We start from the raw sequence: 25241 nt of genomic DNA, 5'->3' as shown, positions 1-25241 counted from the left end.
CAGGCTATCGGCTTGCCTTTGCTGTTCCCGTGTCCTTCATCCGGCAAAATTCGATCAACTGATCCGAGGTCATGGGCCGGGCCAGGGCGTAACCCTGGAGCAAATGGCAACCGAGATCTTTCAGGATCTTCGCGTGCTCCATTGTCTCCACGCCCTCGGCAACGATGTCGATGTTCTGCGACCGGCCGATTTCGATGATGGAGGAGACCAGACGGCGTTGCGAGGGGGAGGCGATGATCGGCTTGATGATCTCTCGGTCGATCTTGAGCCGTCGCGGTTCAAATCGAAGCAGGCTGACGATACTGGCGTGTTCCGTGCCGAAATCGTCGATCTCGATTTCAATGCCGAGCGCTTTGATTGCCGGAATGACCTCGTTGAGAGCAGGCTGAAGCTCGTCGAAGGAGATTGTCTCGAGCAGCTCGAAACATAGGCGACCCTTCGCTGCGGGAAGCGCGGCCAGCTCGGCGAGCAGATTTGCCTGCGCCAGCCGGCGCGCTGAAATATTGACGGAGACCCGTGGAATTTGCATCCCTAAGCCGTCCCATCGCGTCAGCTCGAACAGCGCCTTTTGCAGGATCAGCCTGTCCATGTCGCCGCTGCGCCCCAGTTTTTCCGCAGCATCCAGAAATGCGTTCGGGCCGAGCAGACCTTTTCGCGGATGATCCCAGCGGGCAAGCGCTTCGACACCTGCGATATCAAGCGTGTTTGCATTGAACTGCGGCTGGAAGAATGCAACGAGTTCATCGCGTTCGAGCGCTTGATTGAATTCATCCGCCAGTTCTTTTGCATGGATTGCCGCGCTGCGAAGCTCCTCGGTAAAAACGGCCGCGCGGCCGCGGCCGGCTTTCTTCGCCTCGTACAGCGCCAGATCGGCATTCAGAAGCAGCTGACCGAGATCGCGGTCGCGCACGCGTTCAGTCTCCCAGGCGACACCGACGCTTGCGCCGACCACATAACCGGCTCCATCGATAAAGATGGTCTGCTGCAGCGCGTCGACAATCTGCCTAGCCAATTCGGCTGCTTTAGGCTCTGGATCGGTGCTCCAACTGGCGAAGACGAACTCGTCTCCGCCGATGCGCGCTGCGACATCGTTCGGGCCGGTCAAATCGGCAAGCCGCGAAGCCGTTGTTTGCAGGACCATGTCCCCGCCGGCGTGCCCCTTCGTGTCGTTGATCTCTTTAAACCGGTCAAGGTCGATATGGATGAGGATCAGACGGTCTTGCGGATCGGGCCTTGGCGGCTGCGAGATCATCTGATCGACAAACCGCCGATTAGGTAGCCCGGTGAGGGCGTCATGCAGTGACAGGTGCTCCAGCCTCTGTCGGGCTCGGACGAGCTTGTTCTTGTGAAGGCGGAGTTTTTCGATGGTCTTCTGGCGCGATTTGGTCAGAAAGCCCACCCAGACGATCGGTGCGACAACGCACAAGGCCAACAGACTGGCATAGAGCTCAAAAGTGCCGATGCCGTTATTCTGGCCCCAGCCATTCCTGGGAAGTGCGGCGAGGGACCATCGGCCGTAAGTCATATCGACGGAGGCGACGACCGGCTTCTTCCCAAAAGTTTCCAGGCTGCCGAGAAAGACCTGTTTGGGCGAATTCGGCTCCGGCGTCGTGCTGATGGCGATCTCAAGGTCGGTCGAACCGAGGCCGCTATCCCGGTATAGCCTCGGAATATCGACGATTCCAGAAAGCAGACCCCAAAAGATCTGGCTGTTTCCGTCGTCGACGTAAACCGGACACCTGACAACGAAAGCCGTTCCGCCTTGGACAAGTTCCACCGGGCCCGTGAGGACGATATTGTGGGTGTTGCGCGCCAGCATCGCAGCGGCCCGTTGCTTCTCATTTTTTCGGTAGTCGAGTCCGATGGCTTTTTCGTTTCCTTTTTCCGGATAGACCCACTGGACCACCATGTCAGGCGCTGCAGCGAAGCTTCGCAATTGTGAATCAGGCTGCAGAATCTGCGCGGCAAGTTTGGAAAATTTGCTCTGGCCCATCGCCGGATCGATCGCGATACCCGCCGCCAAACCTTGCAACAGCTTCACATTGCTGTTGAGGTTTGTCTGAAGTCGAGATGATATCGTCGCAAGCTCGCCGGCAACGACCGAGCGTTCGTCGGCCAACGACCGCTCAAGCCGCCAGTTCGTTGCCACCCAGACGACGATGGCTGCGATAATGGCCGCAAATAGTGCCGGAGCGAAGGCGCTCCCATGGCTCATCAGGGAGCCCGCGAGGCTGCGAATTGCCTTTGTATGTCTTCGAAACTTCATCAGGTCGCCAGTGTGAATGACAGGCTTGCATCCTTGCACAGTTTCTTTAAGGCAACGCTAAACCGTCGATCTGGTTGCAGGAAAGACAATCCAGTGGGGAATATCGTCAGTCGGCACGCACAGGTGCGTCCATCTTTGTGGAGCCGGGCGGGTAAGCGAGGAGGCGAGACTGTCGCATCTCTGACTGGCCCATCTGTCGCACTTGGAAATAGAATGTACCCCAGACACAGCAAAAAATCGCATAAGGTAGATTATGGAACACGGGAGCGAATTTCCGACACTTTGCTTTTGACCACAAACCGTCTCTCCTCAATGGTCACCAGGATTTATCGCTGAACGAGATGATCGGATAAAAGGCCGACATGCCGAGTTCGGTCGGTCGAATGAAAGTAGCAGACTTTCCACTCCGCCCTCGATGACGTCTCGATACGGCAGAAACCCTGCGGACAGCGAACCCCGAATAGCTATTTTGTTCTCTTTAGCGTGACAAATGAAACATTTGCAGTCCTGGGGAAAAAGCGAAGGAACCACGTTCAGCACATATGAGCGAAGCATAGCTTTCCCCAAGCCTCTTCCTATGAACTGCACATCTCCGATAAATAAGTCGACCGCTACGCCGTCGTGTTCGCCCATCTCAGACGCGAATTCGGGATAGTCGCGAAGCAAATAGCACTGCAATTTTCCGAAAGGCTCACCATTATAACAAGCTATATGGCAATGGGTAGGATGGCTGGGGCTCAGGCGCTCAGAATACTTCCTCTGAACTTCCTCGATCGTTATCGGCGTCTTCTGGTAGTGAGCACGCATATGAGGGCTATTTAGCCACTCACATAACATCGGAAAATCTGCTTCGGTGAGTGGCCTGAAATCAATCATCTGGCTGAATCTTTAGGTCGATTGCTCGACAAGTTCTACTCGCACATCGCCCGCGGGCGTTCAAACAAGGGGCATGGAAGCCCTGCGGTTTGTCACTCCTCAATCGGCAAGATGGGTTTTGTTGGTCTCTGGAGCTCCGACGCGGCGGCTGATGACGCTGCGTCGGCCGTTCCGCCGGAGACATGCACCGTCGGTGTTGCAAACTGAATGCCCTTTTCGGCGAAGGTCTTCTTCAGCATGGCAAGCGCCTTTCGGCGGACGCCAAACTGTTCGCCCGGTTTGGCCATGAATTTCAGCCTTATCTGCACGCCATAATCCGCCATCTGCTCAATGCCCTGCATTTTCAAGGGCTCGATGATATTGGGCCCCAGCTCGGCATCGTCCAGAAGCTCGACGCCAATGCGCTTGATGGTCTTGCGGACCTCCTCGAGGTCGCTGTCATAGTTCAGCGTAAGTGTGATGATGTCGATGACCCAGTCGCGGCTCAGATTTTGCACCGCGCCGAGTTCGCCGAATGGAACGATGGTGACAGGACCGCGGTGGTGTCGCAAGCGGATCGATCGCAGCGAAAATCCTTCGACAGTACCTTTGTATTTTGCCGCCTGGATATATTCTCCAATGCGGAAGGCATCGTCGAACAGATAAAAGACCCCGGAGATGATGTCCTTGACGAGCGTTTGCGCACCGAAGCCGACGGCTATGCCGACGACACCGGCGCCCGCAAGCAGCGGTCCGATCTGAATGCCGACGGCATCCAGGATCATCAGGAAGCCGACGGCGCCGATCGCGAGGAACAGCACGTTGCGAAGAATGGGAAGAAGCGTATTCAACCGCTGACGGCGGCGCGCCTCTGGCCCCTCCTGATGGCCTGCATTCACGCTTCGCGACGCCACTTCCATCTGCGTGTCGATCAGAGTGCTGACGAGCTTCCAGATGACGTCGGTCACCAGCAGCGCGATCGAGACGGCCGCGAGCCATGCCGCGGTAAAAAGATCGATCAATATGGCCGGAGCTCTTATCGTCCGAATCACTTCGATCGTGGCCCAGCCGGCTGCTAACAGCGCGGCCGTTGCAAGGAGCCAATAGTACCAGAACCACGCAAGCGACGTCACAAGGGTCACAAGCCGCATATGCGGCAGGCGGGCGCCCGGCGCGATCACGATGCGTCCCACCAGCACGCCGAGGCGCACCATGAGCGCAGCTGACAGCAGAATGAGCGCAACATCGCGAAACACAGCGGGCCACGGAAACAGGATGAAGGCGCCGAGGCTTCCGATGAGGTAGCCGATCAATGCGAGAAGTCCCATCGACAGCCGCCCGGCGTGCAGTTTGATCCGCTGCCGGACCGTGTCGGCAGGTGCGGTCAGTATAAAATGAAGAAGCCCTCGCCCAGACCACCAGGCGATGCGCTGCGCGAGAAATCCGCCTGCTACGAAGAGTGTGACCGCCAGGATCAGACCTAGAGGGTCGATACGATTGTCTGTCTGGAAGAGCCGGATCGCCGCCTGGATCTGCCCCGGAAGGGTCGGAACTGCGTTGATGAGCGAGAGCAAGCGCTGGCGCAACTCCTGCAGTGAGGTCGCGATTGACGGCGACGCTGGCTCTGGTGAGACGGCGGCTGGCGGCGTGGGCTCCTGATTGCCTGGAACGATCCGATCGACCAGAGCGCGACCGGAATCGTCGTTCGGCAATTCGATAATGACCCGGATCGGCGCCGACGACCCGGATGACTCGGCCGAGGAAGCAGGATTGATGCCGATTGGCTGCAGCGTCGAAAACACGACCGTCAGGATTGTGAATATTTTCCGCAACAGATGGCGGTCGTCGTTGCTGCGCATGTGATCGTGGTCCTCGGGACGGTGCCGCTTCTGCTGTAGAGGCTTGGCACTTTGTGAAGCGTCGTGCCATCTACGTCAATCGACGAACCTGTCTGGCCGAGGCGGGCTGATCGTTGCCCCAGCTGCGGTCATTGCCGATCTTTGTCTCGGTGACAGATCATAGGGGCGCCTCCCCGGCCTGCAGACTCTCTACGGCACGGTGCCGGCGACGGTTGGCAATGTCAGAAATGAATTTGGGGCAACAGCTGGTGCGGCCCGCGGTCAGACCGCGGGCCGCACATCCGGCTCTCCCCCGAGTTGCCGGAGGACCTGGCGTCTCAGATGGTCAGCACTTCACCACCGTCTCGTCTCGGAGAGGTGCCCCGCAGCTCCCGCCAGCAAGATGCCGAACGGCAGACTGCGAATGATTCTGGCGGCGATGAAAGCCGCGCCCGTGGCCAAGGCGAGCTTTGCCCAGGGATAGCTGCCGAGTTGCACATGGGCGTTTGCATCGATCAAGTTTGCCTGAGCTTTCAGCGCCGATTCCGCATCCTCGCGCAGGATGCCGATCCGGGCGCGCAACAGCCTTACTTCGTGCTGTAGGGTGTCGAGATCGTGATCGGCCTTCTCGCGGGCGGTCGCGGTAGCGGCATCGGCAAAAGGCGGCTCACCTTCCGCGACCAGCTCGTCGGGATCCGGCGGAAGGAAACCGTCGCGATTAATGGATGATTGCATGGACGTCTCCTCAATTATTCAGCAAGGGCGAACGTGGCCGGCTCTCGAGCCAGACACATCAGTGATCACGTCGGAATCCCTGACTTTGGCTGGATCCGCCTTGCGTCTGTGTCTGCGTTTGCCGATCGGGATCGGCCGATGGCGAGCCAGCGCTGGTGAAGGTATAGGCGCGCACCTTGGCGCTTCCATGGGTAGTGTCGCGGGTCGCGACCGGTCGCGTATCGTCGGAAGACGGCGCTTCGAATGCGCTCTCGGACACAGCCAGATCTTCAGCGGCCTTGCCGCCATGGGCCGAACCGGCAAAACCGGTATTCGACCCCCCTTGACGGCCGCTTTCCGATAACCACAGATCCGCCCGCTCATCGATGTCGATGCTGCCTTCGTCGTCCAGAATATCGTGAACGGTCTCATAGAGCGCGTCGTCGATATCATTGACCTGAACGAGGAAGCCGCCTCGCCGCAGCCCTTCCGCGTACATCGCGCGGTCTTCGTCCGGGAAGAAGAAGTCGGCCAGCGCGTCGAAGAAGCCGCTACGGTCGTCGCTGACGACGCCGGCATTCTTCCCATCCGCCTCATATCCCGGCATCAATCTTATTCTCGCGACCGGCACGCCCGCGTCCTCGAGACGGGAGATCGCAGATTCGGCTTCGGACCGGCTGTCGAAGAATGCGGCAAGGCTGCCGCCGCCCACCGGGCCTGAAAAACCCGGATTGCTATCCTTGTGAATGTTGCTCACGGAACGCTCCTCTCGATGTCTCCTTCCAGCCGTCGACCCGACGCTGGTTTCTGACTTGAAGAACCGGCAGCCAAGATGAATGTTCCACGGGCAGTGGGACGGATCGGCCGCATTCCGTGGAGGTTCCATAACGTTGCCGCCTGTCCTTTTTCAGATACACCAGGCAGTGAATCGCACCGTCTGTTGCCGCCTTCGGCGGTTGACGTCAAACCATCGAGACGCTAGCACGGCTTTCGACGCATTGGGGACATTTCATATGGACATCTTCACGGCAGCCGGTCTGGCGGCTTTGCTGCAGGTCATTGCTATCGACCTTGTTCTCGCCGGAGACAACGCTGTGGTTATCGGTCTTGCCGCTGCCGGCCTCGAGGCGACGCAACGGCGCAAGGCGATCATCGTCGGCATTCTTGCCGCAACGGTTCTGCGTATTCTCTTCGCCAGTGTCGCCGTCTATCTGTTGGCGATCGTCGGCCTGCTGCTGGCCGGCGGCCTGCTGCTGCTTTGGGTCTGCTGGAAGATGTGGCGCGAGCTCCGCGACGGCCACAACGAGGATCTCGTAGCGGAAAGCGGCGAAGGCGCGCCGAAAAAGACCTTCTTCCAGGCGGCAACCCAGATCGTCATCGCCGACGTTTCGATGTCGCTCGACAACGTGCTCGCCGTTGCCGGTGCTGCGCGCGAACATCCGAGCGTCTTGGTCATCGGCCTCGCACTGTCAATCGCGCTGATGGGTATTGCCGCGAACCTGATCGCCCGGCTGCTCGGCCGCCATCGCTGGATCGCTTATATCGGTCTGCTGATCATCCTCTACGTCTCGCTCGACATGATCTATCGCGGCGCCGTCGAGGTTCTTCCCTATATGCTGTGACCTGTGCCAGGATCGGGGCTCAGTCCCCGATCCTGCTGCGCCGCGCGTCTTTTTGGATGTAAAAGCAAGCTGCAGCGCCGGGTTAGGCGCGAAACTCCGACTCGAAGCTCATCTGATCAAACGCCGGCACTACGTGGTCCGGCGTCTGCGCCATCACTGCGTCGTAATCCAGCGGCGTATGCATATGGGTGAGAATCGCCCGTTTCGGCTTCAGCCTGCCGATCCAGTCGAGCGACTGTTCCAGCGACAGATGGCTTGGGTGATAGGTGTACTGGAGGGCGTCGATGATCAGCACGTCGAGATTTTGCAGTTTCTCGACGGTCTGGGGCGGGAAATCGCTGATATCGCTGCAATAGGCTACATCGCCGATGCGGAAGCCGAGCGAATTGATATCACCATGCTGCTGAATATGGGGGAAAAAGTCGATCTTGCCGCCGGGGCCGCGGATCTCGACGGGCTCGTCAAGACTTTCAATGACGACAGGCAGCACGATCGGCGGATAATTGCTGCCCGGCGGCGTCTCCAGGCAATAGCCGAAGGCTTCACGCAGTCTGTCCATCGTAAATTGGTCGGCGTAGATCGGCACTCGCCGGCGCGTATTGTGAAAATAGCCGCGCAGATCGTCGATGCCATGAATATGGTCGGCATGCGGATGGCTGTAGAGCACCGCATCGACATGGTCGGCCCCTGCCCTGATCATCTGCTCGCGAAAATCCGGCCCGGTGTCGATGACGACAGTCGTCACACCGCCATCAGGAGCGAATTGCTGCACCATGAACGAGGCGCGGGTGCGCCGGTTTTTTGGGTTGTCGGGATTGCAGGCGCCCCAATCGCCGGTGATACGCGGCACGCCCGGTGACGACGAACAGCCGAGAATGGTGAAGCGCCGCCGATAGAGCACCTGCTAGATCCTTGGCATTTTCGAGAACAGGCGCAACGCGTTCTCCGTCGTGATCCGTGCGACGTCCGCATAGGAAAGGCCGATGGTCTCGGCGAGCACTTCGGCGGTGTTGACGACATAGGACGGCTCATTGCGCTTGCCGCGCCAGCGCTTCGGCGCGAGATAGGGCGCGTCCGTCTCCACCAGCAGCCGTTCATGCGGGATTGCTTTGGCAATCTCGCGCAGCTCTTCCGATTTCGGGAAGGTCAGGATACCGGAGAAGGAAATATAGCCGCCGAGTTCGACGCCGGTCCTTGCCAATTCCGGGCCCGCCGAGAAGCAGTGCAGGATGAAGGGGAAGGCCCCCTTCCCTGCTTCCTCGGTCAGGATGGAAGCCATATCCTCGTCGGCACTGCGGCTGTGGATGACGAGTGGAAGCTGCGTTTCCCGTGCAGCGGCAATATGCCGGCGAAAGCCGGTCTGCTGGTCCTCGGGCTTCTGCGTGTCATAGAAATAGTCGAGGCCGGCCTCGCCGATCGCCACTACCTTTTCATGGGTGTTGGCGAGGCGCACCAAGTCTTCCGTCTGGATGTCCAGCTCGTAGCCGGCATTGTTCGGATGCGTGCCGACGGAGCAGAACACCGACGGATATTTCTCCGTGATGGCGAGCAGCCCGTCGAGCTTGCGCACGCGCGTCGAGATCGTCACCATCTGTTTGACGCCGGCTTGGTGGGCGCGCGTGACGATCTCGTCGCGCTCCGCCTCGAAGTCGGCAAAATCGAGATGGCAATGGGTATCGATCAGCACGGCCTCAGGCCTCCGGAGCCACATAGCGCGGGAAGACCGGCGCCGGCGCTTCGAGCGCCGTCCCGGTAACAAGACGGCCAGCCTCGCCAAGCGCGGCAAAATCGCGCTTGTCGGCAGGCGCGGCCACGAGATCGAGCAGCTTGCCGGATGATTCCGGCATAAAGGGCTGCAACAGGATGGCGATCTGGCGCACCACCTCGGCCGTGACGTACAGCACCGTGCCCATCCGCGCCGGATCCGTCTTCTTCAGCGCCCAGGGCGCCTGACCGGCGAAATAGCGATCGGCCTCCGAAACGACTGATATGATCGAGGCGAGAGCGCGATGGATGAGCTGCTTGCCCATGTCCTCGCGCGTCGATGCATGCAGCGCGTCGGCCTGGGCCAGCATCGCCTTGTCCTCGTCGGTCAGCGGCCCGCATTCCGGGATCTTGCCGTCGCAATTCTTGACGATCATCGACAGCGACCGGCTGGCGAGATTGCCGATGCCGTTGGCGAGGTCGGAATTGATGCGCGTGCCGATCGCTTCTTCGCTATAGCTGCCGTCCTGACCGAAGGAGACTTCGCGCAGGAAGAAGTAGCGCACCTGGTCGAGCCCGAAATGATTCACCAGATTGACCGGATCGACGACGTTGCCGAGCGACTTCGACATCTTCTCGCCCTTGTTGAGCAGGAAGCCGTGGGCAAAGACTCGCTTCGGCAGCGGCAGCTTCGCTGACATCAGGAAGGCCGGCCAATAGACGGCGTGGAAGCGGATGATGTCCTTGCCGATGATGTGCACATCCGCCGGCCAGTACTTCGCCCTCGGACCATTCTTGTCCTCGATATAGCCCGTCGCCGTGATGTAGTTGGTCAGCGCGTCCACCCAGACATACATGACATGCGACGGGTCGTTCGGCACCTTGATCCCCCAGTCGAAGGTCGTGCGCGACACCGACAGGTCCTTGAGGCCCGACTTGACGAAGGAGATCACCTCGTTGCGGCGTTCGGCCGGACCAATGAAATCGGGATTGGCCTCGTAATGGGCAAGCAGCCTGTCCTGGTATTCGGAGAGCTTGAAGAAATAGCTTGCCTCTTCCACCCACTCGACGGGCGTGCCTTGCGGGCCGTAACGCACGCTGTCGGCGCGCAGCTCCGTCTCATTTTCCTGATAATAAGCCTCGTCGCGCACCGAATACCAGCCGGCATAGCTGTCCTTGTAGATGTCGCCATTGTCGGCCATCAGTTTCCAGATATTCCGCGACGTCTCGTGATGACGCTCCTGCGTGGTGCGGATGAAGTCATCGTTGGAGGCGTTGAGCAGCTTTGCCATCGCCTGGAATTCGCCGGAGTTGCGGTCGGCAAGCGCCTGCGCGGAGATTCCTTCGGCGCGCGCCGTCTGCTGCATCTTCTGGCCGTGTTCGTCGGTGCCCGTCAGGAAGAAGACATCCCTGCCGTCCAGGCGCTGGTAGCGCGCCATCGCATCCGTCGCGATCAGCTCATAGGCGTGGCCGATATGCGGCTTGCCGTTCGGATAGGAAATCGCGGTGGTGATGTAGAAGGGTGTCTTGTCTGTCATGGCGGCCAATGTCCGGCTTATTCTATCAATGGTCAGCCGCTCTTAGCGCATGTCACCGTCAAGCGAAACATCAAGTTTGGCCGCCGTCCATGATTTCCAGGACACGGGGTCGTGAGCTTGACTCCGTCTCGCACGCAATTTACCGGTCGTCAGAAAGAGAGGCGGGACCGAACGAAGTGCCAGTTTTCACCTACCACAATCCCCGTGGCCGGGCGCCGTTGGAGGCGCTTGCTTGACATTCGAGCCTCTCTATTCAATTTCGGGACTGTTAGTAGGCGCCCTTGTCGGCATTACCGGCGTTGGCGGCGGTTCGCTGATGACACCCCTGCTGGTGCTGCTCTTCGGCGTCCATCCTGCAACTGCCGTCGGCACCGATCTTCTCTATGCGGCGATCACCAAGACGGCGGGCACCGCCGTTCACGGCGTGCATGGGCGCATCAACTGGAAGGTCGTCGGCAGTCTCGCCGCGGGCAGCGTCCCGGCCGCCTTGCTGATGCTCTGGCTGTTGGCAGGCGTCGATCGCAAGAGCATCGGCGTGACCAACACCATTACGTCAGCCCTCGGTTGGCTTCTCGTCATGACCGCGATCATGCTGATCTTTCGCGGCCCAATCCTTCAATTGGCGCGCCGCGCCATCGGCGAACGCAACCCGCCGCGGCCGACGACTATCCTGGCCCTCACCGTCATTCTCGGATTCTGTCTCGGCGTGCTTGTCACCTTGACCTCTGTTGGCGCCGGTGCGCTGGGGGTGACGATCCTGCTCGTGCTCTATCCGAGGCTAGATGTGCGCGAAATCGTCGGTTCCGACATCGTCCACGCCGTACCCCTGACCCTGATCGGCGGCACCGGCTATTGGCTGATCGGCGAGATCGATTGGGCCATGCTCTTTGCCCTGCTCGTCGGCTCGATTCCCGGCATCATTCTGGGAAGCCTTCTGGCGCCGAAGCTGCACGAACGCATCATTCGCATTGTCCTGGCCGTCACCCTTGCGCTCGTCGCATGGAAGCTGCTGGCCAGCTGATCCACCCCGACCTTGGCCTGGCTAGAGTCTGGGCTGCTTGATGTCGGCGAGAATACTGATGATCGTCTGCTTGCGGTCGAGATTATAGGCGTCGGAAACGGTAAGCCGCTCGATAACCTCCGAGTAGAGCCGCGCCAGCCGTTCGGCCGTGGCGATCTGCCCCTCGCCTGCCGCCGCGCGAGCGCGGCTCATGATGTCGTCGCCGACGTGACTGACGAAGAAATCGAAAATCGTATCGCTTTCCTTGCCCGAGAGCGCCTCGGCCAGGCGGTGCATCGCCTTCCGGGCGGTTGGCCCCTCGGCGGAAAGCACTTCGTCATAACCGGCGATGATTTCGCTGCCGCCATAGTTCAAGAGCTTCAAGGCTTCACCGACGCTTCCCTTGGCCGCCGAAAGCACGCTGGCCTCGCCTGCTATGCCGAGATGGGCAAGGGCCGCAACGAGTGCTTCGTCGGCAAGCGGCGCCAGTTTCAGCGGCAGGCAGCGCGAGCGGATCGTCGGCAGCAGCCGCCCCGGCGCATGCGACAACACCAGGAACAGGGCCCGCTTCGGCGGCTCCTCGAGGATCTTCAGAATGGCGTTGGCCGCATTGCGGTTCATGTCGTCGGCCGGGTCGATAATGACGATTCGCCAGTTGCCGGTGCCTGAGGTCTGCGAGAAGAACTTGCCGGCGCGGCGCACCTCGTCGACGGTGATCGCCGATTTCACCTTGCCCGTCTTTTCGTCCACCGGCCGGGCGAGATGCAGGAGATTGTGCGAGGCGCCGGAGGCGATCTGCCGGCTGACGGCCGAGGCGGGATCTGGATCACCGATCTTCTCTGGCGCCGCGTCGGGATCGGGATGCGAGAGCACGTGGTTGGCGAAGCGGAAGGCGAGCGTCGCCTTGCCGATGCCCTCCGGCCCTTCGATCAGAATGGCGTGATGGCCCTTGCCGGATCGGTAGGACTGGGCAAGGAAGGATTCCGCCTCCTCATGGCCAAACAGCCTGGTATTTTCGGCGGGCCAGATGGCGCCGTCCAGCAGTCCCGGCCGATCTTCACTCATAATGGACTTCACTCATAATGGGCGGCTTCCGGCATCCGAGCCCGGTCTGCGGGCGACATCAGCCGCTTGACGATCGCCAGAATTTCGGCGGCGATCGCCTCTTCCGTCCGCATGGCGTCGACCACGTGGCAGCGCTCCGGCTCGCGGGTGGCGATATCGAGGAAGGCTTCGCGCCGTTTTTCGTGCGTTTCGAGCTGCTCCTTTTCGAAGCGATCGGGACCTTCCGAAGCGCTGCGCTTCTGCGCCCGCTCCAGGCCGACCTTTGCGGGAATATCCAGTATCAAGGTGCAATCCGGCATGACGCCGTTGATGGCGACCCGCTGCAGCGTCTCAATGAAATCGGGCTCGAGATTGCCGGTGATGCCCTGGTAGACACGCGAGGAATCCATGAAGCGGTCGCAGAGCACGATCTTGCCTGATGTCAGGGCCGGCCGGATCACCTCTTCGACATGATCGTTGCGCGCCGCCGCAAAGAGGATCGCCTCCATCCGCGTGCCGAAGGCCTCGGCAGCGCCTGACAGAAGCACATGGCGCACGGCTTCCGCGCCCGGCGAACCGCCCGGTTCCCGCGTCACCAGCACGTCATGCCCTTCGCCTTTCAACGCCTCGGCGAGGCGGCGGATCTGCGTGGATTTCCCCGCGCCTTCCCCGCCTTCGAACGTAACGAATAGTCCCGTACCGGATGACAATGACAACTTCCCGCATTCCGGACGCCGCACGCCCGCGCGCCCCGCCTCTTCTATCTATCCGAAGACATCGGGAAGGAAAACCTTTCGCGGCGGCGACATAATCACCTTCCCCGCAAATTGTGTCAGAAGGTCAGGCATTCAAGTCTGGAGCATGACTGCGCGGCCACGGCACGCGGAAAAAGAAGCGCTGTGCGCAAGAGCCTCATCCCGGCGTTCAGCCGGGGGCGGACTTGTCCCAGAGCCAGGAGAAGAACAGCGATTCGCCGAGTTCCAGCACGGCGTCGACCGCCCGGCTGCTGAGCGAGCCCTCCCCGACCGCCTGCGCGGTATAGAGCGGCACTTCCCTGAGCAGCCGGCTGCCGGCGAAAATCCTGAGCGTGCCGGCCTGATAATCCGGCTTCACCGGCGCGGTCAGGGGCCAGTGATAGACGATGCGCGCCGAAAGCCGGTCGGGGTTGCTGATCGGAATATAGACACTGACCGGCGCCTTGGCGACGAGATCGACGGTGCGCGCCGAGCCGCCATAGACACTGGCTGCGCCGATCACTTCATGCTCGGTGAAGATCTGACGGCTCTCGAAGGCAGTCAGCCCCCATTCGAGCACGCGCTTGGCCTCCTCCGTCCGCTCCTTGTCGGAAGGGATGCCGGCAAGCGCCAGAAACAGCCGCCGGCCGTCGCGCCGGACCGACGCGACGATCGAATAACCTTCTCCCTCGGCAAAGCCTGTCGCAAGCCCGTCGGCGCCGAGATCGAGCCCAAGCAGCGGATTGCGGTTGCGCTGGAAGATCTTGTTCCATTCAAAATCCAGCTGCGCGAAATAGGGATAGAGATTGGGATAGGATTGCTGGAGAGTGGTGGCAAGCGTCACCATCTCGCGTGCCGTCACCTTGCTCTTGCCGTCCGGAAGGCCGGTGGAATTGCCGAACACCGCTTTTTCCATGCCGAGTTCGCGGGCGCGGCGGGTCATCGACTGCGCGAATTGCTGCTCGCTACCGGCCATCCCCTCGGCGAGGATGATGCAGCTGTCATTGGCGCCCTGGATCGCGACGCCCTTGATCAGATCCTCGACGCGCACGCGCGATTTGAGGGCGGCGAACATTGTCGCCGTCCTCGACGGCGCGCCGCCGGTGCGCCAGGCATATTCGGAAACGGGATATTCGGTATCGAGCGTGATCTGGCCCTTGGTCACTGCATCGAATACCAGATCCATCGTCATCAGCTTGGCGAGCGAAGCCGGCGAAAAGCTCTGATCCTCATTCTTGGCAAGCAGCACCGTGCCGGTGGAAGCCTCGATCATATAGGCCTGCGCCGCCTTGGTGGCGAAACCGGCTGCGCCCCCGTCGGCGGCGTGTGCGCCGGCGGCGAGCGGCATCAGGCATGCAAGCAGACGAAGCACAGGCCTCAGCATCGCAATTCCCATCGGTCAACGGCATTTTGAGAAGGTTAGAGCGCGGCGAAATTCGATGCAATCGCCATGCTCAACGCCCTGCCGATTTTGCCTGCTGGCGCTTGGCCGAGGCAAGGATGGAAGCCTGCGTCAGCCCGTCATTGCGCACCATCACCGCGTCGAAAGCGAGATCGACCGTTACCGTCTTCACCGCCTCGTTCTGGTAGCCGAGCGCGAGGGAACCCTGCGAACCGCCATAGGGCCGCTCATAAGGCATGGGACCGATCTCCGGCAGCACGACCATCTGATCGAAGGCCGGCGCGGCGCTGGAGGCAGAGGCCGAGGGAGCCACCAGAACATGGGCGGCCGGCGCAAGGGCGGGCGCCGCGTTGTAGCGTGCGCTCGGCGTCGAACCCGCATAGGAGGTCGCCGACATCGGCACCGGCACATTCGCCGGTTGCGTTTCATAATCTTCCGCACTCTGCAGCTGGTCGCGGGTGATCTTGCGGCTATTGGAGGCGACCATCACGCCGGTAGCGATCTGCCCTTCTGGATTGACGCCGGGGATGCGGCTACCCTTCGGCACGTAAGAGGCCATCAGATAGGGCATGTCATGGCCGTCCATGCGGGCGCGGCCGACATATTGCACACGCACCTTGCCGGTGCCGCTGTGCTGCAGATCCAGCATGTCGGCCGTCTTGTTGGAAAGGTCGATGATGCGGCCTTCGTGATAGGGACCGCGATCGTTGACCCGCACAATGATCGACGAACCGTTCTCGACGTTGGTGACGCGAGCATAACTCGGCAGCGGGAAGGTCGGATGCGCGGCGGAAAGATGCATCTGATCGTAGACTTCGCCGTTCGCCGTCAAGCGTCCGTGAAAGGCCGAGCCGTACCAGGAGGCGATGCCGACCTTATTATAGGAGAAGTCTTCCTTCGGATAATACCATTTACCCTTAACCACATAAGGATTGCCGACCATGTAGCGGCCGCCGCCCTTCGGGATGTTGTTGCCGGTGGCGACCCGCGGGCTGGCTTTCACGCCATATTCGGATTCAGAGAAATATTCCTTGCCGTGAGATCTCTTTTTCGGCACGGCCTGTGTGGTGCCGCACGCTGCAACCGTCGCACACATCGCCGAAATCGCCAGCCACCGCCCTGCCGTTGCGAAAGACGCCCCGTATTCCAGTTTCATGTGCCCCACGCCGCTCAAAGATCGTTATGGTTAAGGAACCCTGCCCCATCCTGGGTCAACAACGCCTTATCCCCGCCCGCCTAACGAGACTTTAATCTTGCTGAGTTCGTGGCAAATTTACGAACGATTTCGCAGCGATAGCGACAATTCCAATGATTATGGTTTACAAATTGCTAACGCGACGCCTCCGCCCTGCCCTCTCGCTGTTGCAATGAGAGCCGAAATCGGCGTGCCGATGCGGGGCACATGGTAAACGTTGGCTGGACTTCAGAGGCCGAGAAGTACCGGATCGAGACACCGACGACAGCAGCAGCTGTTCTCCGGACGCCGGGCTGCAACTGGAGCCGTTGTCCCAAGCTAGGAGATCGGCTTTTGCTCTCTTGTTTACGTGTCCTTCACGGCACTGGCATCGGCCGTCTCTCCCCTAGCGCGTGTAGTTTGTTGCTTGACTCAAAGTGGAGTAGAAAGTTTATTTGCAGCGTTCGGGCCGCAGCCCGGCGTCCTTTCCACGCTCATCTTTAGGAGACGAGCCATGGCAAATCACAAACCAATAGTGCCTGACGTGTCGGTCCACGACTACGCACCAGCGGAAGCCATCGAAGGAAACCTTCTCGACAACGCCTCGGATTCGGACGGCGATCGGCTACAGGTTCAGTTCGTCAACGGAATGAGAATTCCCAACAAAGCGGGCGAGCCGGGATATCTTACCATTGAAGGTGAGCACGGAACGCTGACGATTTGGAGCAACGGCAGCTACAGTTACACGGTCAATGATCCGAGCGCGCTTGAGCCCGGCGGAGTCTTCGGCGAGAATTTTTCATTCAAAATCTCCGATGGAAAAGGCGGCACGGATGTCGGCAGTCTCAACATCGGAGTCCACACTCCTCCGCAAGGACAGTATTCCATCGATTTCGAGAATGCTCCCACGGAATATCCCGGGCTGCCTGACATCGCCTCGGGCTATGCAGGATTAAAATTTGGCGACAAACTCGATGGCAACCTTTGGGCGGTCGCCGAATCCGCCGGCAACGAGTACGTCGTCACCAATCCCTACAATCCGTTTTTCGAACGTGTTGACGGCAAGCTCTTCACCATAGAGGGCGTCGATGTCGCAACCAATTTCGACCCCGCCTACGAAGGTGTCGATGCCCTCGTAACCTTCGAGGGTTATATCGGTGGCAACAAGGTGAGCGAGATGTCGCTGACGGTCTATGGTGACACCATTGCCGACGGCCAGCACATTTCGTTGGCAGCCCTGGGAGCGGTCGATTTTGTCCGCTTCGATATTCAGCCCGACGTCGAGCCGACGGGCTTTCCGCAGCTCGCATTTGACAACTTCACCGTCCTGGTCTGACGGCGGCAGAGAGAAGCGGCTGTCAAAGCCGCTTCTCTGCAGAACAGGTTGACGCTGCCATCAAAGCTGCTAAAACGCCGGCCTGTGAGTGAATGGGCAGCAAATCGGCAGAAACCACCGATCCACCGGAAAGACCGAAACGGAATTTCTTCTGGCTTCCCAAATACTTGGAAGAGTGTCCGAGTGGTTTAAGGAACCGGTCTTGAAATTTAGAATCGACGGCGTCTTAACCGTCTGAAGCTAAAAGGAAATCCCGGGGGTATAAAACGAATTTCGGCATGTTTTCGGCATTTGCGTAGAAACGAATGCCGAAGCGGGCGCGAGTCCATTGGATGGGTGGCCGAGTGGTTTAAGGCAACGGTCTTGAAAACCGTCGTGCGGGGAACCGTACCGTGGGTTCGAATCCCACCCCATCCGCCAACCCGAACGCAAGCCGGGTGACGATTCGGCCCTGCTCTGGCATTCTCACGATATGCCGCGCCGAAGCTTCACTCCACCTGATGCCCCGCCTGCCGCCTGCGGAGCCCGACAGCGCGCGTTATCGGTAAGCCGGGGAAAGATAGCTGCGGCAGGAAATGGCAGCCTAGGGCCGCCCTCTTTGGCGAGTAGGAACCACTGGGGTAATGGATACCGCGGTGCCCTTGTATTGTTCGCCGCCCGCAAGCCCGACCGTTACTTTCTGCTCTACTGGGCCATCTACGCTAGCCGAGTGCGGCGCGAAGAAAGAATCATGATTTCGATTTCCGCCAGCCGGCCGCCCAGGCTTCAGATTCCGAGCAGAACCATCGTTCCCCATACTGGGGGCTGATCCTAGTCTCTGCATAGCGTCGCTGCCCCGGTACGTGGAAGATGCGCTCGCCGGTGTTGATGCTGATATTGCCCTTGATCGTGCACGCTTGCCCGGAGCCGCCAGAAGCGCTCCACGATGCTAGCAGGTCGCTCGCAGTCCAGCCGCCGGCCGCACCAAACGCGACCGCGCTGATCACCAAGCCCGGAAACTTGAACAGCACCGATTTCTTCTGCGGATTGCGATAACCCTGACGCATGCCCCCATCTCCGTCATTTCGCGCGAAGATGGTAACCGTGCTGGAGCATGACGAATATCTATCCAAAAGGCTTATCTGAGACGGCGAAACCCTCTCAGCCTGCGTCAAGCCTCTTGCGGGCGCATGGATTTTCGAGTTTCGCTCACTTGCGGAAATCTGAATTTGCTGCTCCTTCTTGAAGGATGAGTATTTCTGCGATCAATGCCGATGCCTTCGTCTCCGAATTGCTGAACGGCGCACAAGTCTGGGGCATCAGAGACAGGGCGGCTTCCCTACCTCCACAAACGCTTCCGGCGAAACCGCAATGCCGTTTTGGTCGTCGGAAAAAAGGGCCATATCGATCATTAAAACCGTACCAGAATACAGCGCTTTCAAGCCGGAGCCGATTCCCTTGTCGGCATTCATCGACCGGTGGCTACCGGGCTTGCAAAAGGATGGCCTCTATTGTGGTCTCAACTGGTCAGGTGAGAGGGCAACGGGATACGATCTAGCTCCCATGGATTTGATGGCTCGATTGGCGGCGGCCCAAGAAAAATCCTAGTTCCGCTACGCAGCGAATTTGTCCACGCCGCCTAAGCACACCAATCGTTCCTCCGCTTCGGGCTCCATGGCCGTGCGAATCCCTCCCGCAGTAGCTTGACGCCGATCTCTTCCCCGTTCGTTCGATAGATGTTGATTAGCGGCCGGTGCGATGGCGTCTTGTCCACCGCACCGCTCCATTCGATCCGCAAACCCTTTTCAGCCAGCAGCTCTTTTAGCCTTCCCTTGGCGATCAGCGCCAGCTTTCGTTCATTCACGCACTTTGCGTGCGATCCGATCTCCGGCGTGTCGATGCCGGATATGAACGGAACACCTTCCCCCAGCAATCGCATGTTCTGCCCATCGCATTTGACGGTGTCGCCATCGACCGCGGTCAGCGACGCACAGACAATCAGTTCAGCAATCATTGATCAGCATCCCCTCGCTCGGCCGCTTCGATCTTCCGTCGAAGCGCCTGCTCCTGTTCGTAACTTTTGTAAGGAAAGTGCTCCCAACACCACCAGCGGACGGGGATCGCCTTGGATGGGCTGTGACCGAATCCGCCCCACTTTTTGCAGCCCGCCTCCTCGCAATAGTGCTCAAAGTGCACAGTCGAGCCGGGCGCGGTTGAATGGTTGGTGATGCTCATCGGGGTCAAATTAAAGCGGGTTGCGGGTCAGCTACGGTCAATGGCTCCGCGGCCGGCAGCAGGATGATCCTGTCGTCTGCCAGCGGCCGCTGCAGCCGGCTTGCCTCTTCCCAGGGCGCAGTGAGCCACGTCTCTATTTCTTCTTGGCCGCCGAGAATGACAGGCATCGCCTTTTGATGGATCGGAGCTACGATTGCGTTGGGCTCTGTGGTGAGGAAGCCGAACAGGTCTGTCGTGATCAGTCCTTCCTTGATCTTCCGCACGCTCGTCCACTGCGGCACCCACAGCCCCGCGAAGAACATCAGAGGCTCGCCGGGAGCGCCGAACCAAGCATTCGGCGTCCTGCCGCCGTCTGGCTTGTTCGCCGGGTCCGGCTCGGCAAAGCGCGTGAACGGAACCACGCACCGGTTCTCGACGCCAAGCCAGCGCTTCCAATGCTTGCTGCTGACATTGCGAACGTTCGTCGTTCCACCATCCGGCTCCATCTTCAGCAGCTCGTCGAAATCGACCGGCTTCCCCTTCGTACGCAACCCGTCAGCCCGTTTGGTCGCTGCATCGAATAGAGCCTTCGAAGAGCTCGGCAGTCCCCAGCGGACGTTGGCGAGTTCTCGTCCAGCCGGAGTGTTGCGAACAATCGGTGCCATTCTGTCGGGCCAGATCTCTTGCTGCGGCTCCATGTTGCCGGTGCTGTCGATCATCGCCCGCGTGACCGCTCGGATGGCCTGTTGGTTGCTCATCATCCGGTATAAATTGCACACATCACCCTCCCTTGGCGTCCACACGCCTTTTCTGCTCACTTCGTCCGTATCGATGAATTGACCGTTCCAGCGGTCGCTGAATTGCGTCGCAGCTTCGCGACTTCCGAAGCAGAAAACAAGATACTGATCCCATTCGACCGAAGCGGAATAGGACTTCGAAGACCGGTCTAGAGCCAGCGCAGAGTTGATTATCTCGCCTCGCTGGCGGAAGTGGTGAGCAGGCTCTCCGGAATGATAGTTGCCCCAAAAGATGATCACATGATGGGGCAGAAGGGCATTCAAGCGCCAGCGGGCGAGAGGATTATCGCGGCGGTCGGCCATTATAGAACTCCATCTTCCCAGATCGGCTTCTTGAGCGTGGTGACCTTGATCAGACGCCGCACCTCGAGCTTTCCGTATTCAGAGCCCCACAGTTGAACAACCTTGAGGACCATATAGTCGGACCGATCGCAGCGCTGGCAATGGAAGCGGCTTGCCATTCGATCGAGGCTGACGTTCTCGGTCAGCTTCAGAAGATCGTGCGGAAAGTATCGATGCATCCTTCTGCAAAACTGACAGGTGACTTCCAGCAGCTGGCCGGCGTCGGCTGCGTCGCTCAAGCTCCAGCCGCGCAGCTTCTTGGCATAATTCATTTCCGGCATTGTCAGTCTCGGTCATAGGTCGGCCGCCACCCCCGCGCGATCCCTCGGCCCATCGCGCCTTCTGTCAAAACTAGCTGCCAGCGAAGATGGCGGATGTCACCCAGGAGGGTCCCTATTGCGGCTTGTGCATTGCCTTTGTGATAGGCAAGCACCTCCGCAATCTCATCATCAACCATGGCTTCGCCGATCGGATGCTCGCGCATATCCGTGCTCCATACTCAAGTTTTCAGATTGGCGGCCGCCTCGCCGATGTTCTTATTATGTTCTCGTTCGCGGGTGAGTCAATAATGAATCTGGGTCAATTGCTTTTTAAGACATGGCTGATGAAGTGCGGGTATGACAAAGCCGCCTCGCAAGCCTTCCAAGCTGCTGCTCGGTGAAGCTGAAGCGCCGATCCGCAGCCGGCCTCGAAAGAAGCGCGACCCCGCCCAGCATCAGCTTACTCTCGACCCGATGCCGGCGCGCATTGATCCGTGCCTGGCGCTGCTGAAGCCGCGGCCGCCGAAGGGGCGGCAGTGGGCGTTCGAGGTGAAATGGGATGGCTACCGCCTGGCCGTGCACATCGAGCCGAAGGGCATCAGGATCCTGACCAGCGGCGGTCATGACTGGACGGATCGTTTTCCTGCTATCGCAGCAGCGGCTAAACGCCTTCCGGTTTCGACTGCCATACTGGACGGCGAGGCCGTCGTCTTCGACGAGCTCGGCCGTTCGGATTTCGGGAAGCTCCAGCAGTCGCTCGGCGGCCGCGGCGGAAAGCGGACATCGTGGGAATCGGTCCTTATGGCCTTCGACCTCCTCTACCTCGATGGCCATGACCTCACCGGGACCGAGCTCACCGCGCGGCGTCATCTCCTCGAGGGGATAGTGCCGGCCGGCGGGGAGGAGGCCATTCGTCTCTCCGAGGAGATCGAAGCGGATGGTGACAAGCTCTTTCGCATTGCCTGCGAGCATGGCCTTGAAGGCATCATCGCCAAAGACCGGAACAGCACATACCGTGGCGGACGCGGTGGCGAATGGCAGAAGATCAAATGCATCCAGAGCGATGGCTTCGCTATTGTCGGCTATCAGCGCTCCAACGCGGCCTTCGGAAATATCCGCGCGCTGCTGCTGGCGGCTCGGAAGGGTGGCGAGCTGGTTTACGTCGGTTCCGTCGGAACGGGCTTCAAGGCAGACGAGGCGTTGAAGCTTCGCGCGATGATGGAAAGGATTAAGGTGGCAGCTCCCGCGGTGAGGTATACCGGCCGGCGCAAGAACCTAATCTGGATCAAGCCCACACTCGTCGCCGAGATCGAATACAGAGCTTGGACACATGACGGGAAGCTCCGGCACCCGTCATATAAGGGACTGAGGGAGCAGCAGGACAACGCGGAGATCTATGAGCTGGAGTAGTGCGGCAACTGTTACGATCCGCAACCGACACTAAAGCCTGAGAAGAGCCAAGAGCAGCGCAGAACTCACAGCCACAACAACGGGCCACCCGATCAGAAACTTTTCTCTCGGCTTGGCTTGATCGAGATCGTCATGGAACTCGGACCAGAACATACTAGGGCCGAAGTCTACGCTGAAATCGAAGCCATTTTTAAGGTAAAAGATGACCGACCTGATGTACCAATACCAACTGTAGGCGCAACTGGCCCCCACAAAGATGACGAGCACTACCCACAGCGCAATTTGATCTCCACTCAATTAAGCTTCCCCATCCACATCGCCATCTTCATCCAGGTCATGCACCGGCAGATATGTGTTCTTCTCCATCCATTCCCGAACGATATGCCGTACGGTATCATTGCGCGTTTTGCCGAATTCGCCCGCCAAGTCGCGAATTACCTCTTCCATGTCATCGTCGAAGGCGATCGATCCGGAGTTGCGCAATAGCAGGGCGGCGCGGCGAAGCATGATCTGTAGATCAGCCCGGGAGATATCGGCGATGCGATCGGCGGCGTCTTCGAGGAGTATGGCGGTGTCAGGCTTGGTCATGGTATCTTGCTCAGAGCTGGTTCCTTAGCGGGCTCCACGCACCTGAATGTGTCGCCGATCGAGACCGTTCTTTCAGACGGGCAACCATCCAAATTTCGTTGGAATGGAAAAGCGCAGCCGCCGAGGAGCGAGGCCGATAGGATTATGAAAATGAAGCGACTTGTCATCGCGAACGTATCCAATGCTACTCCACAATCTCATTTCCATCATCATCATATTCGCCGCCGCGGTTCGGATCCTCGACGTATGTTTTGCATCCTTCTTCGAACGACGAAGAGTTGCCTGAGCAATCATCTTCACTTTGAATGCCATTCTCCTCTGCCCATTCGTAGCCAGCCCGGTGACCCTCGCAGTCGTCGACACAGTAGTTCCCACCGAAGCTCTGAGCGGCGCTCGTGCCCGGGAAGCTCGACGCCAGCACGGCGCTCAATTGTAGGATCGCTAACATCTTTTGCATTACCATCCTCCTGGCCGTGACATAGCGCTTCTGTTCCCGCACAAGCTGCCGTCCGCAGCGCGGTCGTAATAGGAATAGCAATTGCCGGGATACCGTCTATACGGCGTGTAGCCGCCTCCGCCGCAATTGCCGTTAGCACATATCGCGGCCGCGGTTCCGACCAATGCAAGCCCTGCCACGACCGCGGCCGCCTGCTGTTGCTGGATAACCATTTGCTGACATTCCGGAATGGTCATCCCGCGCCGGTTTATCTCCGAAACGAGCTGGAGCTGGAACGCCGGGTCTTGCGTTTCCAGGACGGTCTTGCAGAGCGCTGCCTTGCTAACCGCCGACGGCTTCTTGTTGAACTCAGCGGGCGTCGTTGTGCAACTCGCCAAAGCAAGTGAAATCGCCACGACGCCGAAGCGCCGAGCACCCAAATGAATATTCACGGATAACCCCTCAGTTGCCCGGCACTAGCATCGCAGATTTCAGCTCGACGTCAAATTGCATATTAAGCTAGCGTTAACGCATCTTAAGAGCGCATCTCCCCGCGCCTTGTTCCACCGTGTGCTTCAGAGTCAGACCCGCAACTGTCGACGTAATTGCTTCCGGAGGCCCCGGCTGAAGAATGGTTTCAATTCACGATGCATGCGGCCTTCAGCCGGCCGGCCGTGGCGCGAATTCCGACCAGCCGAAGCGCGACCGCAACGTGAACCTGATCGCCTTCAAAGCGACGGCGTCTCTACCTCCGGCGATGCGGAGGAGGTGGCAAGTAAGGGCGCATTCGAGCTTTGCGGCACCGATGTCTAGCTCGCTCCGATAGTGCTTCCGAAGCGTCTTCTCGGAGACGCCCAGAACGCGGCAGATTTCCGCCTGTGGGATGCCCTGAGAGGCGAGCATCTGCACGAGACGTCGTTGCATGTCTGTGGGGTGATGCGCGGGTCTTCCAGGGGAGATTTTCGGGTTCTTCATGGATAGGCGGGAAAAAACCATGGCGTAGCTCTCGACACTCTGCCGAGGCTGCTGGGTCAAATCAGATTCCGGCCGTTTCAAGTTTGCCATTTTAGCGCATCGCCACTGCAAAACATCGCCGGCAGTATACTAACGCTTGTAGCCATTCTGACCTAGCCCGCATGCCCTAATTGCTCTCATGCCGCCCGCTGTTAACCTTGCTCTTCTAATGGGAGGGGACTGAAATGAACGCATCAACAAAGGCTTTCTATCTGGCAGTTGCGGGCAGTGCCATCGCGGTGGCCGGCATATATTGGTTTTTCACTTGGGAGCGGGACTGGGGCCTATCAACTTATCTCCTGATCTGGCTCTGCGCCACAATGATTGCATGGCCCGGCGTCTTGCAAGACATGGCGAATGAGAAGATCGTGGATGGTGACCGGCCGCCGCCCCCGCCGCCCCCCAAGAAAGAGGAACGCGCGCGTCCGGCAACTGAAGACGAATTCCTGCCGCATATCCCCGCAAGTGAGCGCTTTATGCGCGACTACTAGAAGGAGTCCGATTGATCCCTTTTTGTGCGCAAAAAAATTTGCGGATGAGAGGGCACGCCGGTCCCTGGCTGCTGTGCCTTTCAAGGGTCGACCCGCCCCCAGGGGCCGGCCTAGGGCACCGTTAGTCTAACTTGCTCGTTGCGGCCTTGGAGACATGCTGGATTCATCCGTCGCTTTGCGAGGCACGTCATCGTCGTCGGTCGCACCGGCGTCTAGCTAGCTAGAAGTCCGCCCCGAGTTGATTACCCGCAATGCCTCAGAAGCGGTCATCATAGATGTTGTTCGTACTGGTCAAAATGGCGCAGCTTCCGGACAGGCTGCTTTCGGTGCTCAAGTTTACTAAACGGACATCCTGGATTTTGTCGCGCTAGTCTTAAAGCGGGCTGTCTCCCCGCGTTAAGGTTTTTCTACAAGGCTGGCCGAGCCGCATGTGAAATATGCTGTGCTAGTGCATGAAGTGGCGGTGTGATTTTGGCGAGAATC

General features: G+C 59.5%; 26 protein-coding genes, 1 tRNA gene and 1 pseudogene. 7 read left to right on the top strand and 21 right to left on the bottom strand.

The window, feature by feature from the left end; genetic code table 11:
• Window positions 1–4 precede the first annotated feature (4 nt).
• The 5 genes and pseudogenes from B5E41_RS12365 to B5E41_RS12345 form a co-directional block, all read right to left on the bottom strand.
• The gene (locus B5E41_RS12365; protein ID WP_088393964.1) at window positions 5–2266 is read right to left on the bottom strand and encodes a bifunctional diguanylate cyclase/phosphodiesterase; all 2262 of its coding nucleotides are present in this window, start codon (window positions 2264–2266) and stop codon (window positions 5–7) included.
• Window positions 2267–2638: 372 nt separating this feature from the next.
• Window positions 2639–3142, bottom strand: a pseudogene (locus B5E41_RS12360) (GNAT family N-acetyltransferase); the annotation flags it as partial.
• A 92-nt stretch (window positions 3143–3234) separates the two neighbouring features.
• On the bottom strand, window positions 3235–4980 hold the full coding sequence (locus B5E41_RS12355) for a mechanosensitive ion channel family protein (RefSeq protein WP_088393960.1): 1746 nt from the start codon (window positions 4978–4980) through the stop codon (window positions 3235–3237).
• A gap of 333 nt (window positions 4981–5313) precedes the next feature.
• A complete protein-coding gene (locus tag B5E41_RS12350; protein ID WP_064810417.1) occupies window positions 5314–5694 on the bottom strand; it encodes a hypothetical protein in 381 nt (126 codons plus the stop codon).
• A 58-nt stretch (window positions 5695–5752) separates the two neighbouring features.
• Window positions 5753–6430 carry a hypothetical protein gene (locus B5E41_RS12345; RefSeq protein WP_088393958.1) on the bottom strand — a complete coding sequence of 226 codons (678 nt, stop codon included), beginning with the start codon at window positions 6428–6430 and terminating at the stop codon, window positions 5753–5755.
• Window positions 6431–6686: 256 nt separating this feature from the next.
• Here B5E41_RS12345 and B5E41_RS12340 point away from each other — a divergent pair, with 256 nt between their 5' ends.
• A complete protein-coding gene (locus tag B5E41_RS12340) occupies window positions 6687–7295 on the top strand; it encodes a TerC family protein (RefSeq protein WP_088393956.1) in 609 nt (202 codons plus the stop codon).
• Between the two features lie 82 nt (window positions 7296–7377).
• On the opposite strand, the gene B5E41_RS12335 is transcribed toward B5E41_RS12340, so the two are convergent.
• The 3 genes from B5E41_RS12335 to metG are packed head-to-tail and all read right to left on the bottom strand — an operon-like array spanning window position 7378 to window position 10537.
• Window positions 7378–8196, bottom strand: coding sequence for an MBL fold metallo-hydrolase (locus B5E41_RS12335; protein WP_088393954.1), 819 nt, complete (start codon window positions 8194–8196; stop codon window positions 7378–7380).
• Between the two features lie 3 nt (window positions 8197–8199).
• Entirely contained in the window at window positions 8200–8982 is a 783-nt protein-coding gene (locus tag B5E41_RS12330) for a TatD family hydrolase (RefSeq protein WP_088394333.1), read from the bottom strand.
• A 4-nt stretch (window positions 8983–8986) separates the two neighbouring features.
• The gene (metG, locus tag B5E41_RS12325; protein WP_088394331.1) at window positions 8987–10537 is read right to left on the bottom strand and encodes a methionine--tRNA ligase; all 1551 of its coding nucleotides are present in this window, start codon (window positions 10535–10537) and stop codon (window positions 8987–8989) included.
• A 232-nt stretch (window positions 10538–10769) separates the two neighbouring features.
• Here metG and B5E41_RS12320 point away from each other — a divergent pair, with 232 nt between their 5' ends.
• The gene (locus B5E41_RS12320; RefSeq protein WP_088393952.1) at window positions 10770–11558 is read left to right on the top strand and encodes a sulfite exporter TauE/SafE family protein; all 789 of its coding nucleotides are present in this window, start codon (window positions 10770–10772) and stop codon (window positions 11556–11558) included.
• Between the two features lie 21 nt (window positions 11559–11579).
• Here B5E41_RS12320 and B5E41_RS12315 read toward each other — a convergent pair whose 3' ends face one another.
• From B5E41_RS12315 to B5E41_RS12300, 4 genes are all read right to left on the bottom strand, one after another.
• Window positions 11580–12602, bottom strand: a complete 1023-nt coding sequence (locus B5E41_RS12315) for a DNA polymerase III subunit delta' (protein WP_088393950.1) — start codon at window positions 12600–12602, stop codon at window positions 11580–11582.
• Between the two features lie 8 nt (window positions 12603–12610).
• On the bottom strand, window positions 12611–13291 hold the full coding sequence (tmk, locus tag B5E41_RS12310) for a dTMP kinase (protein ID WP_088393948.1): 681 nt from the start codon (window positions 13289–13291) through the stop codon (window positions 12611–12613).
• A gap of 214 nt (window positions 13292–13505) precedes the next feature.
• Window positions 13506–14699, bottom strand: coding sequence for a D-alanyl-D-alanine carboxypeptidase family protein (locus B5E41_RS12305; protein WP_088394329.1), 1194 nt, complete (start codon window positions 14697–14699; stop codon window positions 13506–13508).
• Window positions 14700–14769: 70 nt separating this feature from the next.
• Window positions 14770–15873: a septal ring lytic transglycosylase RlpA family protein gene (locus B5E41_RS12300; protein WP_088393946.1), complete on the bottom strand. Its 1104-nt coding sequence runs from the start codon at window positions 15871–15873 to the stop codon at window positions 14770–14772.
• Between the two features lie 532 nt (window positions 15874–16405).
• Here B5E41_RS12300 and B5E41_RS12295 point away from each other — a divergent pair.
• Entirely contained in the window at window positions 16406–17227 is an 822-nt protein-coding gene (locus B5E41_RS12295) for an Ig-like domain-containing protein (RefSeq protein WP_088393944.1), read from the top strand.
• Between the two features lie 330 nt (window positions 17228–17557).
• Window positions 17558–17647 (top strand) — tRNA-Ser (locus B5E41_RS12290).
• A gap of 308 nt (window positions 17648–17955) precedes the next feature.
• Here the strand turns inward: B5E41_RS12290 and B5E41_RS12285 are convergent.
• The gene (locus tag B5E41_RS12285) at window positions 17956–18273 is read right to left on the bottom strand and encodes a sunset domain-containing protein (protein WP_088393942.1); all 318 of its coding nucleotides are present in this window, start codon (window positions 18271–18273) and stop codon (window positions 17956–17958) included.
• A 304-nt stretch (window positions 18274–18577) separates the two neighbouring features.
• On the opposite strand from B5E41_RS12285, the gene B5E41_RS32770 reads away from it, so the two are divergent.
• On the top strand, window positions 18578–18814 hold the full coding sequence (locus tag B5E41_RS32770) for a DUF2750 domain-containing protein (RefSeq protein WP_425350127.1): 237 nt from the start codon (window positions 18578–18580) through the stop codon (window positions 18812–18814).
• Window positions 18815–18845: 31 nt separating this feature from the next.
• Here the strand turns inward: B5E41_RS32770 and B5E41_RS12275 are convergent, their stop codons facing one another.
• The 5 genes from B5E41_RS12275 to B5E41_RS12255 are packed head-to-tail and all read right to left on the bottom strand — an operon-like array spanning window position 18846 to window position 21043.
• Window positions 18846–19220 carry a thermonuclease family protein gene (locus tag B5E41_RS12275; RefSeq protein ID WP_088393940.1) on the bottom strand — a complete coding sequence of 125 codons (375 nt, stop codon included), beginning with the start codon at window positions 19218–19220 and terminating at the stop codon, window positions 18846–18848.
• The gene (locus B5E41_RS32180; RefSeq protein ID WP_088394328.1) at window positions 19217–19441 is read right to left on the bottom strand and encodes a hypothetical protein; all 225 of its coding nucleotides are present in this window, start codon (window positions 19439–19441) and stop codon (window positions 19217–19219) included. The genes B5E41_RS12275 and B5E41_RS32180 overlap by 4 nt, the downstream gene beginning before the upstream one ends.
• A gap of 5 nt (window positions 19442–19446) precedes the next feature.
• On the bottom strand, window positions 19447–20520 hold the full coding sequence (locus tag B5E41_RS12265) for an SOS response-associated peptidase family protein (protein ID WP_425350126.1): 1074 nt from the start codon (window positions 20518–20520) through the stop codon (window positions 19447–19449).
• Window positions 20520–20840, bottom strand: coding sequence for a hypothetical protein (locus B5E41_RS12260; RefSeq protein WP_088393938.1), 321 nt, complete (start codon window positions 20838–20840; stop codon window positions 20520–20522). The genes B5E41_RS12265 and B5E41_RS12260 overlap by 1 nt, the downstream gene beginning before the upstream one ends.
• Window positions 20841–20842: 2 nt before the next feature.
• The gene (locus B5E41_RS12255; RefSeq protein ID WP_088393936.1) at window positions 20843–21043 is read right to left on the bottom strand and encodes a hypothetical protein; all 201 of its coding nucleotides are present in this window, start codon (window positions 21041–21043) and stop codon (window positions 20843–20845) included.
• 133 nt (window positions 21044–21176) lie between these two features.
• On the opposite strand from B5E41_RS12255, the gene ligD reads away from it, so the two are divergent.
• A complete protein-coding gene (gene ligD, locus B5E41_RS12250) occupies window positions 21177–22229 on the top strand; it encodes a non-homologous end-joining DNA ligase (RefSeq protein WP_088393934.1) in 1053 nt (350 codons plus the stop codon).
• A gap of 297 nt (window positions 22230–22526) precedes the next feature.
• Here ligD and B5E41_RS12240 read toward each other — a convergent pair whose 3' ends face one another.
• From B5E41_RS12240 to B5E41_RS12230, 3 genes are all read right to left on the bottom strand, one after another.
• Window positions 22527–22817 (bottom strand): CopG family transcriptional regulator, encoded by a 291-nt coding sequence (locus tag B5E41_RS12240; protein WP_088393930.1) that lies wholly within the window; start codon window positions 22815–22817, stop codon window positions 22527–22529.
• Between the two features lie 184 nt (window positions 22818–23001).
• Window positions 23002–23265, bottom strand: a complete 264-nt coding sequence (locus B5E41_RS12235) for a hypothetical protein (protein WP_425350130.1) — start codon at window positions 23263–23265, stop codon at window positions 23002–23004.
• Window positions 23266–23273: 8 nt separating this feature from the next.
• Window positions 23274–23699 (bottom strand): hypothetical protein, encoded by a 426-nt coding sequence (locus B5E41_RS12230; protein ID WP_425350129.1) that lies wholly within the window; start codon window positions 23697–23699, stop codon window positions 23274–23276.
• 753 nt (window positions 23700–24452) lie between these two features.
• Here B5E41_RS12230 and B5E41_RS12220 point away from each other — a divergent pair.
• Entirely contained in the window at window positions 24453–24758 is a 306-nt protein-coding gene (locus tag B5E41_RS12220; protein ID WP_088393922.1) for a hypothetical protein, read from the top strand.
• The last annotated feature ends 483 nt before the right edge of the window (window positions 24759–25241 follow it).

The sequence above is a fragment of the Rhizobium esperanzae genome, from assembly GCF_002204185.1.
Lineage (GTDB): Bacteria > Pseudomonadota > Alphaproteobacteria > Rhizobiales > Rhizobiaceae > Rhizobium > Rhizobium esperanzae.
This window is presented reverse-complemented; position numbering and strand designations above follow the sequence as displayed.